Source organism: Aliisedimentitalea scapharcae, from assembly GCF_045277565.1.
Taxonomy (GTDB): domain Bacteria; phylum Pseudomonadota; class Alphaproteobacteria; order Rhodobacterales; family Rhodobacteraceae; genus Aliisedimentitalea; species Aliisedimentitalea scapharcae.
On sequence record NZ_CP123584.1, the window covers coordinates 1,127,472 to 1,140,063 of the forward strand.

Below are 12,592 nucleotides of genomic sequence, written 5' to 3' on the forward strand. Positions count from 1 at the left end.
TCGGACGCGCAATTTGCTTGCCAATTTGCGCCGGGATTGTTTTGCATGGTCGCAGCACTGTCAAAACAATCTGCAAGGCGTGAGCAATATGTGTACACCTCCCATGGACGCGGCCGACCGCCGTGCGATCAAGCCGGTCATCTGTTACCCGACCGATACGCTGCCGCAACCGGATCTGGATCTGTACCGGGCGGCCCGGGCAACGGCAAAAAAGGTGGACGAGGTTCTGGCCCCGGCCCGGGATGCGGCCTGTTTCCGGGTGCCTGCGGGCAGCTTTTTCCGGATCACATCGGTCGGGGGGCCGCAGGTGGGCGACCTGAATCTGTGGAACGCCCATGATCTGCGTGAACGGTTCTATTCCGGCAAAACCCGGGCGCTGCACGGCACGCATATCACCACGGGGGAACGGATGTGGAGCAGCTTTCCCCAGCTGCGTCCCATGGCGACCATTATCGACGACACGTTGGGGTGGTATGGGATCGACGAATTCGGTGGATCCGTACATGACGTGATCGGCACCAGATGCGATCCCTATACCGGCAATCTGTTGGCCGGCAGCCAATATCACCACTGTTGTCATTCCAATCTGACCCGCGCGCTGGCGGATCATCTGGGGGTGTCGACAGCCGAAGCTGAACCGCATGTGCATGATGTGCTGAATGTCTTTATGTGCACCGGATTCACGCGGGACACAGGGCAGTATTTCATGAAGGCGTCGCCGGTGCGTCCGGGGGACTATCTGGAGTTCTTTGCCGAGATTGACCTGATCGGGGGTTTGAGTGCCTGTCCGGGGGGCGATTGCGGATCCGAGCATTCATCGGACACGGCCGCCTGCCATCCGTTGCTGGTCGAGGTGTTTACGCCGCAGGTCGACAGTCTGACCGGATGGGCACAGCCGGCATTGAATGGCTATGATCGCAGCCACGGGCGCTAGAGCGAGCTACAGTGACAGAGGGGGGCAGCGGACTTGCGGTCGGCCCCAGTGGGCTCCGGTCTACAGTGGGCTCCGGTCTTTGGTGTGGCCCCGTCCACGGTGGGCTCCCGTCCCCCGACCGCGCATCATAGATGCACGATCGGGCGTTGGGCCGGGCAGCGCGCGTGCGCGCGCTGTGGGTGCGCCAAGGGCAGGGGGCAGATCAGGCGAAAGCCGCGTGAAGTGCGATGTCCACCATGTCGCCAAAGCTGCGTTCGCGGTCTTGCGACGGCATGCTCTCGCCGGTTGTCAGATGGTCAGAGACCGTGAGAATGGCCAGCGCCCGGCGTCCATAACGGGCGGCAAGCGTGTAGAGTTCGGCGGCCTCCATTTCGACCCCCAAAATGCCGTGACGAACCATCTGTTCATTCAGGTCGGGACGTTCGTCGTAAAACACATCTGACGAGTAAATCCCGCCAACATGGGTTGTAACGTCACGATTGCCGGCTGCCGTGACAGCGGCCTGCAACAGGGGCCAATTCGCCGACGGCGCGAAATTGAATTCCCTGAATATTCCTGATGACGGCGTATTAATGGAGCTTGCCGTCATTGCGATGATGATATCGCGCAATTTCACCGTATCCTGCATGCCGCCACAGGACCCAATTCGGATCAGCGTTTGTACGTCATAATCACGAATTAATTCATTCGCATATATCGACAGGGAGGGCATCCCCATTCCGCTTCCCTGAATTGTGACGCGATGGCCATTCCAGAAACCGGTGAACCCCAACATGCCGCGCACTTCATTGACCAGTTCGACATCGTTGAGAAAAGTCTCGGCTGCCCATTTCGCGCGATAGGGATCGCCGGGCATCAAAACAGTTTCTGCGATTTGGTCAGGGGCAGCGCCAATATGTATGGTCATGGATAAGGGTCCGATCTAGAAATCAGATTTCAAGATCCGATACATCCAACCCTCGCGTCAAGGCCGCATGAATCCACTGAGGTTTGCGCCCACGACCGGACCAGGTTTCTTCATGGTTGTCGGGGTTGCGATATTTCGGTGCCGCCTTGGCCCGTTTGCCAGCGCCGGTATTTGCGGCCTTGGCAATTTCTTCAAACGTGAACCCGTGTTCAGCAGCGGCATCTTTTACCGCTTGCAGGGCCGCAGCTTTTTCCCGGACTTCGGCCTCGGCAATTGCAGCGTCAATTTTTGTGCGCAGCTCGGCAAGCTCGTGGCGCGACATGTTCGACAGATCGACAGACATTGATGACTCCCAATAAATAATGTCATGCGGCCGAAGACGGCCGCATGACGAAGAGTCTGTAAGGCAATTCGTGATGCTAATCAGCAACGAATTTCATTATGCCGCATATTTTTATTCTGCTGCAACCGAACCGGGTGTCACCAAGGTCACTATGTCCGTCATGATTGTATTCAGCTCAAAATCCTTTGGCGTATAGACTTTGGCAACGCCCATTTGCTTTAGCTTTTCGGCGTCTTCATCCGGAATAATGCCTCCGACGACAACCGGAGTTGCGCCAAGACCGGCGGCCCGCATCTTGTCCATGACGTCCTGAACCAGGGGCAGGTGGCTGCCCGACAGGATCGACAGGCCGACCACATGCGCCTGATCTTCGATGGCGCTGGCGACGATTTCATCGGGGGTCAGGCGGATGCCGTCATAGGAAATATCCATGCCACAGTCGCGGGCGCGGAAGGCGATCTGTTCGGCCCCATTGGAATGACCGTCCAAACCCGGTTTGGCGACGACGAATTTCAGACGGCGGCCCAGCTGGTCACTGACGGCGTCCACGGACTGGCGAATGTGGTCCAGCCCTTCGGTCTTGTTCGAGACCGAGCCAGACACACCGGTCGGGCCGCGGTAGGTGCCATAAATCTTGCGCATCTCTTCGGCCCATTCGCCGGTGGTCACACCCGCCTTGGCGGCCGCGATGGACGGCCGCATGACGTTTGCGCCGGTCCGCGCGGCGTCGCGCAGGGCGACCAGGGCCGCCTCGACCGCGACATCGTCACGCTGGGACCGCCAGTCGTTCAGGCGGTCGATCTGTTCCTGTTCCGATGCGGGATCGACAACCATGATGCCGCCGTCTTCGGTCTGGAGCGGCGAGGCTTCGCCTTCGGTCCATTTGTTTACGCCGACCACGATGGTTTCATTGCGTTCGATCCGGTTCAGACGTTCGGCGTTGGAATCCACCAGGCGGGATTTCATGTATTCGATCGACGCGACGGCACCGCCCATCGATTCCAGGTTGGCCAATTCGGCGCGGGCACCTTCTTTTAGCTCTTCGACCTTGGCATCGACAGCCGGGTTGCCATCAAACAGGTCGCCAAATTCCAACAGGTCGGTTTCATAGGCCAGGATTTGCTGCATCCGCATCGACCACTGTTGATCCCAGGGGCGGGGCAGGCCCAGGGCTTCGTTCCAGGCCGGCAGCTGCACGGCGCGGGCGCGAGCCTTTTTCGACAGGGTCACGGCCAGCATTTCGATCAGGATGCGGTAGACGTTGTTTTCCGGCTGCTGTTCGGTCAACCCGAGCGAATTCACCTGCACCCCATACCGGAAGCGGCGTTGTTTCGGATCGGTGACGCCATAACGGGTTTCACAGATTTCATCCCAAAGATCGACAAAGGCGCGCATTTTGCACATCTCGGTCACAAAACGGATGCCGGCATTCACAAAGAACGAAATCCGCTGCACCACGCCGGGGAAGTCCGCGGCAGGGACACGGGGGCGCAATTCGTCCAGAACCGCCTGAGCCGTGGCCAGAGCAAAGGCCAGTTCCTGTTCCGGTGTCGCTCCGGCCTCTTGCAGGTGGTAGGAACACACGTTCATCGGGTTCCATTTCGGCACGTTGGTATAGCAGTATTCGGCCACATCCGCGATCATCTTGAGCGATGGTTTCGGAGGGCAGACATAGGTGCCGCGGCTCAGGTATTCCTTGATCAGGTCGTTCTGAACCGTGCCTTGCAGTTTGGACACGTCAGCGCCCTGTTCCTCGGCCACGGCGATATACAGCGCCAACAACCACGGCGCGGTGGCATTGATGGTCATCGAGGTGTTCATCTGTTCCAGGGGGATCTGATCGAACAGCATGCGCATGTCGCCCAAATGGCCGACGGGCACGCCCACCTTGCCGACTTCGCCGCGCGCGAGCACATGGTCGCTGTCATACCCGGTCTGGGTCGGCAGGTCGAAGGCCACGGACAGGCCGGTTTGCCCTTTGGCCAGATTGGCGCGATACAGCGCGTTCGATGCCTTTGCGGTGGAGTGACCGGCATAGGTCCGGATGAGCCAGGGGCGGTCTTTCTGCGTCTGCGACATGTACGGGCCTCGTGAATCAGGTTGCGCAACTTTCTTACGTTGAAGCCTGAGTTATTGGAATATTATGGCGCTGTCAATTCGCTGCGCTGCGGCGATTTCTTTGCTGCGGCCAGGATCAGGCTCCACCCCAGGATTGCCTGGCCGTGGGCCGAGAGGTTCAAACCCGATTGAAACAGCAGCACCTGGCCCAAATCGGACAGGCCAGGCGGGGTTTGCACGACGATTTGCATCGGCAGGCCGCTGATCACCATCAGATAATACAGGTAATAGACCTGGGGAGAGAGCCAGACAAACAGCCAAAATGCCGCGATTGCAAAGAGCAGGCGCACCCACAGGGGCGAGAACCGGGTTAGGCGGCGAACGATCCAGAACCAGCCCGCCCACAGCATCAGCGACAGCATGGCCAAACCGATTTGCCCGCCTATGGAGAGGGTAAAAAAGGAATCGCCATCATACACTGTCGTATCACTCCAAGTGTGTTCGTCAGGATACGACCCAGGATTTGCGATGGGCAAGCAGGCCTGCGTTCACGGTTTAGGCATTTACCAATTGCCCCGTCGCTGCGTAAATCAATCATTATGACGCAAACCGTACAGCTCCCTCTGTGGCTCTTTATCTTGATCGTGCTGTTTGCGGCGGTGACTTTTGCGTCGCATTTTCTGTTTCCGTCGGTGCGCTGGTTTTTTCGGCGGCGGCTGGAACGGGCGGTGAGCCGGTTGAACGAACGGCTGGAACGTCCGATCCAACCGTTCAAGCTGGCCCGGCGTCACGATATGATCCAGCGGTTGATCTATGATCCCCAGGTCTCACAGGCGGTGGTGGACCATGCGCGGGAACATGGCATTCCCGAGAACGTCGCCTTTGAGACTGCGCGCCGGTATGCGCGTGAAATTGTGCCGTCGTTTTCGGCATTCGCCTATTTCGGGTTCGCCATCCGGGTGGCGCGGTTTCTGAGCAATTCGCTGTACCGGGTCCGTTTGGGGCATGTGGACGATGTGGCGCTGCGCGAAATCGACCCCGAGGCGACAGTGGTATTCGTCATGAATCACCGGTCGAACATGGATTATGTGCTGGTCACCTACCTGGCTGCGGATCGCACGACATTGTCCTATGCAGTCGGGGAATGGGCCCAGGTCTGGCCGCTGAGCCGTCTGATCCGGGCGATGGGGGCCTATTTCATCCGGCGCAAATCCCGCAGCGAATTGTATCGCAAGGTCCTGGCGACCTATGTGCGGCTGGCGACCAAGGCGGGTGTAACCCAGGCGATGTTCCCCGAAGGCGGGCTGAGTCTGACAGGCGCGCTGATGCCGCCCAAGCTGGGTCTGTTGAAGTATATCGTCGATGGATATGACCCCGACGGGCATGATGTGATCTTTATCCCGGTGGGGGTGAATTACGACCGGGTGCTCGAAGACAAGATCCTGACCTCTGCGGGGCGCGCCCGCGAACGGCGGTTCAATGCGCGGATCGGCGTGATTGCCGGGCGGACGCTGAAACAATTCTGGTTGCGCGTGACGGGCCGGTTCCATCGCTTTGGCTATGCCGCGGTCAGCTTTGGCCATCCGATATCGCTGAGCGACTTTGCGCAGGGGACGGACAAGGATATCACCGTTCCTTTGGCGCGCCATCTGATGCGGGGAATCGGTGATATTGTTCCGGTGCTGCCGGTGCCATTGGTGGCCTGGGTGATGCTGGAACATGGACCGCTCAGCCGGGCGGCCCTGAACATGCGCATGGAAAAGCTGATCGCCCGAATTCCGCACGCCCACATCCACATGCCGCGCCATGATCGGGACTATGCGGTCGAAGTCGGTCTGAGACAGCTGTTGGAGCGCGGAATTCTGTGCGAAAAGGACGACAAATTTGCGCCCGTCGCGCAGCACCGGGATCTGCTGGGCTATTACGCCAATTCGATCCGGCATCTGATCCCGCCGGATCTCGGGACCGTTTCTGCGCCTGCACAGTGACTTTCTGCGCTCGCGAGGTCATAAAATTACAAAATTGATGTATTTGAGGTTGCATTATTGCGTGGCCATTCTTATTCCGAAGCTAGCACCGCGATTCTGCATTGCGGCAATTGACCAGAAATGAGGAGGCCACCATGGCTTTGGACACCAACACCGATGTCTTGTCGTACGAGGCGCCTGAAAAAGACCTCTACGAGATGGGCGAAATGCCCCCGATGGGCTTTGTGCCCAAGAAAATGTACGCTTGGGCCATCCGCAAGGAACGCCATGGCGAGCCGAACACCGCGATGGTGCAGGAAGTGGTAGACGTACCCGTGCTGGACAGCCACGAAGTGCTGGTTCTGGTGATGGCTGCCGGTGTGAACTATAATGGCGTCTGGGCGTCGTTGGGCACGCCGATCTCGCCGTTTGACGGCCACAAGGCCCCGTATCACATTGCCGGGTCCGATGCCTCGGGGATCGTTTGGGCCGTGGGGTCCAAGGTGACCCGTTGGAAAGTCGGCGACGAAGTGGTCATCCACTGCAACCAGGACGACGGCGACGACGAAGAATGCAACGGTGGCGATCCGATGTTTTCGACCAGCCAGCGCATCTGGGGCTATGAAACGCCGGACGGGTCGTTTGCACAGTTCACCAACGTGCAGGCCCAGCAGCTGATGCCGCGCCCCAAGCACCTGACTTGGGAAGAGAGCGCCTGTTACACGCTGACGTTGGCGACCGCATACCGGATGCTGTTCGGCCACGAGCCGCACGACCTGAAGCCGGGCCAGAACGTTCTGGTTTGGGGCGCGTCGGGTGGTCTAGGGTCTTATGCGATCCAGTTGATCAACACCGCGGGTGCAAATGCGATCGGTGTGATTTCGGACGAAAGCAAACGTGACTTTGTCATGGGGCTGGGTGCCAAGGGCGTTCTGAACCGCAAGGATTTCAATTGCTGGGGTCAGATGCCCACGGTGAACACGCCGGAATACGCCGCCTGGTTCAAGGAAGCGCGCAAATTCGGCAAAGCCATCTGGGATATCACCGGCAAGGGCAACAATGTGGACATGGTGTTCGAACACCCGGGCGAAAGCACATTCCCGGTGTCGACTTTTGTCTGCAAAAAAGGCGGCATGGTCGTGATCTGTGCCGGGACCACCGGCTATAACCTGACCTTTGACGTGCGGTACATGTGGATGCACCAGAAGCGTTTGCAGGGGTCACACTTTGCCCATCTGAAACAGGCGGCTTCGGCCAACAAGCTGATGGTGGAACGTCGTCTGGATCCGTGCATGTCCGAAGTGTTCACCTGGGAAGATCTGCCAGAGGCACACATGAAGATGCGCCGCAACGAACACCTGCCCGGCAACATGTCGGTTCTGGTGCAGGCCCCCAAAACCGGTCTGCGCACTTTGGAAGAAGTTCTGGAAGCCTGAACGTAACCTTTTCGGTTCAGATTGACGACTCTCAGACGCCCGCGAATCACCCGTTTGATTCGCGGGCGTTTTGCGTCGTTAACCTGATTTTGGGATTTCAGGGGTTTAAGAAACCGGCTCTCGCTATTTCTGGGGAGTAGAAACCAGTGAATATTCTTCGAATACGCGCTCGTGCTATAGTTGTGTTAACCTTTCATTAACCTCTGCGGGGTGACTCTGATGGCCAACAATGACTGGATACTGGACGTACTGGTGGATCTGAAATCCTTTGCATCTGCAAACGGGTTGGGGGTCCTGGCCGAACAGCTGGATGACACCATGCTGATAGCGGCAGCCGAAATCGCGTCCGTCAGGGATGGAGCTGTCAACAGCTATGGCGAACAAAGCCCGCTTGGATCGCATATTGGAAGAAATGGAAGCCACCGAAGCGCTTGAAGGGCTTCAGGCTGCTACGGAAAAGCTGCGCGATGCGTTTGGGGTCGATCATATCGTCTACCATTGGGTCGACAGCGCAGGCGATCAATATGGGTGTGGCACTTATCAGCCGGACTGGGTGCAACGGTATCTCGATCAGAGCTATCTGCGTATAGATCCGGTGATCACGGGGTGTTTTCAACGCTTTCATCCGGTGGATTGGAAGCGGCTGGATTGGTCCACGAAACACGCACGGGTGTTTCTGGCGGACGCCCTGAAACACGGGGTTGGGAATCAAGGGTATTCGATTCCCATCCGCGGACCTAACGGACAGTTTGCCTTGTTCACGGCGAACCATACCTGCGACGATGACGCCTGGGCAAAGTTCATCGAAAAGTTCAGCCGGGACCTGATTCTGATCGCGCATTATTTTAACCGCAAAGCGTTGGAGTTCGAACCCAACCGGCAGCCCGAGCAATCCCGTGCGCTGTCCCCGCGTGAGGTGGACGCCATGACATTGTTGGCGATGGGATATAGCCGCGCGCAGGTTGCCAATACGCTGGCGATCTCTGAGCACACTCTGCGCGTGTACATCGAAAGTGCCCGATTCAAGCTGGGTGCCATGAACACAACACATGCCATTGCCCGCGCGATGAGCCGCGGTCTGATTGTGGTTTAACGCGGCGGTCGCTGTTGTAGGCAGAAATTAACCATTGCTGTTCCATGTTTGTTCCCACGTTGGATGACAAGGGGACAAGCTCATGCTGCGCTATATTTACGCAAACGACCTGCACAGATTTCCAAAACTGGCCCGCTCGATGTTTCAGGATCGCGCCGATCAATTCCGCACCCGTTTGGGGTGGGAAGTCACGGTAGACGAAAACGGCGAAGAGCGGGACCAATATGATGACCTCAATCCGCTGTATGTGATTTGGGAGCAGGCAGACGGCACGCATGGTGGTTCGATGCGTTTCCTGCCGACCACCGGTCGCGTGATGATCAATGAAATCTTTGGCCACCTGACGGGGGGGGCTCCGATTTGCAGCCCCTTGATCTGGGAATGCACCCGGTTCTGTCTGGCCCGCGATGCGGGGGGCAATATTGCCGGTGCGTTGATGTTGGCGGGCGGTGAAATCATGCGGAATTTTGGGGTCAAACATTTTGCCGGTGTGTTCGACAAACGCATGGTGCGGATCTATCGCGCCATCGGATCGTCGCCCGAAATCCTGGGAACCGAAGGCGAGGGGCGAGACCAGATTAATGTTGGTCTGTGGGAGTTTACCCCGGACAGCTATGAGGTTGTCGCCAAACGTTGTGGCATCCCGACCGACGTGTCGCAACGCTGGTTCGATCAGTCCTTTGGCTATGTGGCCGAGCAGCCGTTGCCAATGTCGGCGTGACGGCCCGGGCGCGGGGCGATATTAATGGGGGGAGCCACTGGTACCCCCCCGCAAGCGGTTGTAGGGTCGCGCCATGACCGAGACCCCCAAGCCCCTAGTCCAGTTTTCCGATGATCAGGCCGCCGCATATGATGCGGTGACAGACATGTTGCGTCAGGCCGGTGTGGACCTGGACGACGGATTGTTGCAACCCCCGCGGGGGGAGGCCGGAGTCATGGCATTGGTCGGCAAGGCGGGGTCGGGCAAGACGCTGTTGCTGGCCCAGCTTTACAAGGCGTTGGCGGACGCTGGGGTCGACATCGTTTCGGGGGATTACGAAAGTCGCAAAAAGGGCGAGCGCCGCACCCTGGCGGTATTGGCCCCGACCAACAAGGCGGCGAGCGTGCTGCGCCTGCGCGGGGTTCCCGCGACAACGATTCATCGGATTCTGTATACTCCGGTCTATGACCCGGAATACGAACGCATTGCCGAATGGCTGGCCGGGAATGGCGATAAACCCGAAATCGAAGGGCTGAGCGAAGAAGCGTTGAACCGGGCGGTCGCCTTTTACGAAAAGAACAAATCCATGCCCGGTGCGCTGGCTGCTGCCGGGTTGCGCGGTTCGGATTTCATCACCGGCTGGAAGCGGCGCGAAGAGCCGTTGGACATCGGGTTTGTCGATGAATCATCCATGCTGGATGATCGGCAGTTTGACGACCTGAAAGAGATTTTTCCAACGTTGCTGTTGTTTGGGGATCCGGCACAATTGGCCCCGGTCAACCAATCCGGTGCCATGGTCTTTGATGCGCTGCCGGACGACCGCAAGCTGGAACTGAAGCGGGTGCACAGGCAGGATGCGGACAACCCGATTCTGGATCTGGCGCACGCGCTGGCGGATCCACAGCTGGAATTTCACGATTTTGAGCAGATGATCGAAGACAGTGCGCGCCGCGATGATCGGGTGGTTTGGGGGCAACGGGTCGAAGTTGACCTGATGGCCCGCAGCCCGGTTCTGGTCTGGCGCAATGCCACACGAATACGTCTGATCAACGCCTTTCGCAAAGTCTATGGCGCGCCCGAAGATGCGCTGATGGAGGGGGAGCCGCTGATCTGTGACGGGATCGAACTGCCGCTGAAACACCGCAAGAAACGTCTCGATCTCGAGGCGCGGGGCCTGATCAAGGGCGCACAGGTCATCTATCTCGGTCCCGGACGCAAACCGGGGTTTTCACGATTGCACGTGATGGGGGCCGAGGATCCGCAGGTCAGCGCCGCATCCATCGTAAAAATCGAAATGCCGGATGAAGAAGAACCGTTTATCCCCTATGCCGCGCGGATGGGAGCGACGTTCCTGCATGGCGCGGCGGTGACCATTCACAAGGCCCAGGGATCCCAATGGGGGACGGTTCAGGTCTTTGCCCCGGATCTGTATGCAGCAGCCCGTATGGGGCGTGTAGAGGCCGGACAGCCATTGTGGAAACGTCTGGCCTATGTGGCGATAACGCGCGCCGAAGGGCGGCTGATCTGGGTGGTGCGCAATCGATTGTCCAAACCCACATCCAGCTTGCCGGTGGACGACCTGCGCGCTGCGGCGACACCGACGTTGAAACTGGAGGCTGAAACCGAATGAAGACAATCATCGTTACGGGGGCCAGTTCAGGCATAGGTCGATCCGTTGCAGAGATGTTTCTGGAGCAAGGGTGGCGGGTGGGTCTGCTGGCCCGACGCAAGAGCGTGCTGGACGAGATTGCCGCCGATCACCCGCAGGCCATTGTTCTGGCTGCGGATGTCACCGATCCGCTGGCCGTGCAGGAGGCTTTTGACAGCTTTGTCGCCCAGGCGGGCCGATTGGATGTCCTGTTCAATAATGCAGGGATCTTTACCGCAGGCGGGACCATTGATGAAATCGCGCTGGAGGATTGGTATGCTTCGGTCAATGTAAACCTGAACGGCATGTTTCTGGCTGCGCGCGCGGGGTTTGCCGCGATGCGTCGGCAGACGCCCCAGGGCGGGCGGATCATCAACAATGGGTCAATCGCTGCCTATGTGCCGCGCCCGAATTCGGCCCCCTATGCGGCCACCAAAAGCGCCGTGACCGGTCTGACCCGCAGCCTGTCTCTGGATGGGCGGGCGTTCAATATCGCCTGTGGTCAGATCGATATTGGCAATGCGCGAACCCCGATGGTCGAAGAGTTGGGACACCGCGCTTTGGAGCAGGATCCATCGGCAGAGCCGCAACAGACGATGGCGGTCGAAGATGCCGCCCGATCCGTCCTGCATATGGCTGACCTGCCGCTGGAGGCCAATGTTCAGTTCATGACCGTGATGGCCACCCGGATGCCCTATATCGGACGCGGCTGAGCGTGCCCGCTCAGCCTGTGTTCACGTTCAACCGTTGCGCAGCAATCGGAAGGCCGCCGAAGCACCCCAGCCGGCTGCAATGGCGATCGCCAGGGACATCAGCCCATACCAGAACGGCTGTTCGCGCGACATATTGAACAGGATCCGTTCCAATCCGACTTTGCGGACGTCGATCACGGTTTCATATTGCGACACGACCTGGCCTTCGCGTGTCAGGTAGATCCGTGCAGAGTAATCGCCTTCGGTCAGATCTGCGGGCATGTCGATTGCGGTGCGAAACAGGGTTTGCTGATCGACCGCGACGGTGTTTTCACGCACCGAGTATAGCCCGCGATCTGCGCGGATGCGCACCACGGCATCGGCAAAATCCTGAGCGCCACGAATATGCATGGCGGCACCAACCGATCGGATCGCCCGTTCGATCGACACCCGATAGCGCAGATCTTCGGTGTCGGTCAGCACCTGTTTGAAGGGGGCGCTGGTGGCGACGGCGTAAAAGCTGGGCGCAGAATCGACCAGAACGGAATCCACATTGACCCAGATTCCCAGTTTCTTTTCCTTGCGCCTGACCGTTACTGGGTGGGCCGGTCCCGAAACAGTCACCACGACCTCCAGCGGTGGACCATCGGGAATCGGTGTTTCCCGTTTGACCGCGCCAAAGATCAGGATTTCGGAGCCATCGAATGTGGCGGTGATCGCCACGCGGTCCTGGCTGAGGCCCAGCACCACTTCTTCCTGAGCGGAGGCAATCGGGGCAAACAACAGGGCGACAACCAGCAAGACATAACGCATG

General features: G+C 58.8%; 12 protein-coding genes and 1 pseudogene. 8 read left to right on the plus strand and 5 right to left on the minus strand.

The window, feature by feature from the left end; all coding sequences use genetic code 11:
• Positions 1 to 88: 88 nt before the first annotated feature.
• On the plus strand, positions 89 to 934 hold the full coding sequence (locus tag QEZ52_RS05320; protein WP_406648461.1) for an urea carboxylase-associated family protein: 846 nt from the start codon (positions 89 to 91) through the stop codon (positions 932 to 934).
• Positions 935 to 1,136: 202 nt separating this feature from the next.
• Here QEZ52_RS05320 and deoD read toward each other — a convergent pair whose 3' ends face one another.
• From deoD to QEZ52_RS05340, 4 genes and pseudogenes are all read right to left on the minus strand, one after another.
• Complete coding sequence (deoD, locus tag QEZ52_RS05325) at positions 1,137 to 1,841, minus strand: purine-nucleoside phosphorylase (protein ID WP_406648462.1); 705 nt, start codon at positions 1,839 to 1,841, stop codon at positions 1,137 to 1,139.
• Positions 1,842 to 1,863: 22 nt separating this feature from the next.
• A complete protein-coding gene (locus QEZ52_RS05330) occupies positions 1,864 to 2,184 on the minus strand; it encodes an H-NS family nucleoid-associated regulatory protein (RefSeq protein ID WP_406648463.1) in 321 nt (106 codons plus the stop codon).
• Between the two features lie 111 nt (positions 2,185 to 2,295).
• Positions 2,296 to 4,275 (minus strand): annotated as a pseudogene (locus QEZ52_RS05335) (methylmalonyl-CoA mutase family protein); the annotation flags it as partial.
• Positions 4,276 to 4,325: 50 nt separating this feature from the next.
• The gene (locus QEZ52_RS05340; RefSeq protein ID WP_406648464.1) at positions 4,326 to 4,721 is read right to left on the minus strand and encodes a hypothetical protein; all 396 of its coding nucleotides are present in this window, start codon (positions 4,719 to 4,721) and stop codon (positions 4,326 to 4,328) included.
• 120 nt (positions 4,722 to 4,841) lie between these two features.
• Here QEZ52_RS05340 and QEZ52_RS05345 point away from each other — a divergent pair, with 120 nt between their 5' ends.
• The 7 genes from QEZ52_RS05345 (at position 4,842) to QEZ52_RS05375 (ending at position 11,799) form a co-directional block, all read left to right on the plus strand.
• Positions 4,842 to 6,230 carry a 1-acyl-sn-glycerol-3-phosphate acyltransferase gene (locus tag QEZ52_RS05345; RefSeq protein ID WP_406648466.1) on the plus strand — a complete coding sequence of 463 codons (1,389 nt, stop codon included), beginning with the start codon at positions 4,842 to 4,844 and terminating at the stop codon, positions 6,228 to 6,230.
• 134 nt (positions 6,231 to 6,364) lie between these two features.
• Positions 6,365 to 7,645, plus strand: a complete 1,281-nt coding sequence (gene ccrA, locus QEZ52_RS05350) for a crotonyl-CoA carboxylase/reductase (protein ID WP_406648467.1) — start codon at positions 6,365 to 6,367, stop codon at positions 7,643 to 7,645.
• Between the two features lie 219 nt (positions 7,646 to 7,864).
• Complete coding sequence (locus tag QEZ52_RS05355) at positions 7,865 to 8,080, plus strand: hypothetical protein (protein WP_406648468.1); 216 nt, start codon at positions 7,865 to 7,867, stop codon at positions 8,078 to 8,080.
• A complete protein-coding gene (locus QEZ52_RS05360; protein WP_406648469.1) occupies positions 8,019 to 8,738 on the plus strand; it encodes an autoinducer binding domain-containing protein in 720 nt (239 codons plus the stop codon). Before QEZ52_RS05355 ends, QEZ52_RS05360 begins: the two co-directional genes overlap by 62 nt.
• A gap of 82 nt (positions 8,739 to 8,820) precedes the next feature.
• Entirely contained in the window at positions 8,821 to 9,459 is a 639-nt protein-coding gene (locus tag QEZ52_RS05365) for an acyl-homoserine-lactone synthase (RefSeq protein WP_406648470.1), read from the plus strand.
• A gap of 73 nt (positions 9,460 to 9,532) precedes the next feature.
• Positions 9,533 to 11,068, plus strand: coding sequence for an ATP-dependent RecD-like DNA helicase (locus QEZ52_RS05370; RefSeq protein ID WP_406648471.1), 1,536 nt, complete (start codon positions 9,533 to 9,535; stop codon positions 11,066 to 11,068).
• Positions 11,065 to 11,799, plus strand: a complete 735-nt coding sequence (locus QEZ52_RS05375) for an SDR family oxidoreductase (RefSeq protein ID WP_406648473.1) — start codon at positions 11,065 to 11,067, stop codon at positions 11,797 to 11,799. The genes QEZ52_RS05370 and QEZ52_RS05375 overlap by 4 nt, the downstream gene beginning before the upstream one ends.
• Positions 11,800 to 11,826: 27 nt before the next feature.
• Here QEZ52_RS05375 and QEZ52_RS05380 read toward each other — a convergent pair whose 3' ends face one another.
• Complete coding sequence (locus QEZ52_RS05380; RefSeq protein WP_406648474.1) at positions 11,827 to 12,591, minus strand: TIGR02186 family protein; 765 nt, start codon at positions 12,589 to 12,591, stop codon at positions 11,827 to 11,829.
• Position 12,592: the final 1 nt, after the last annotated feature.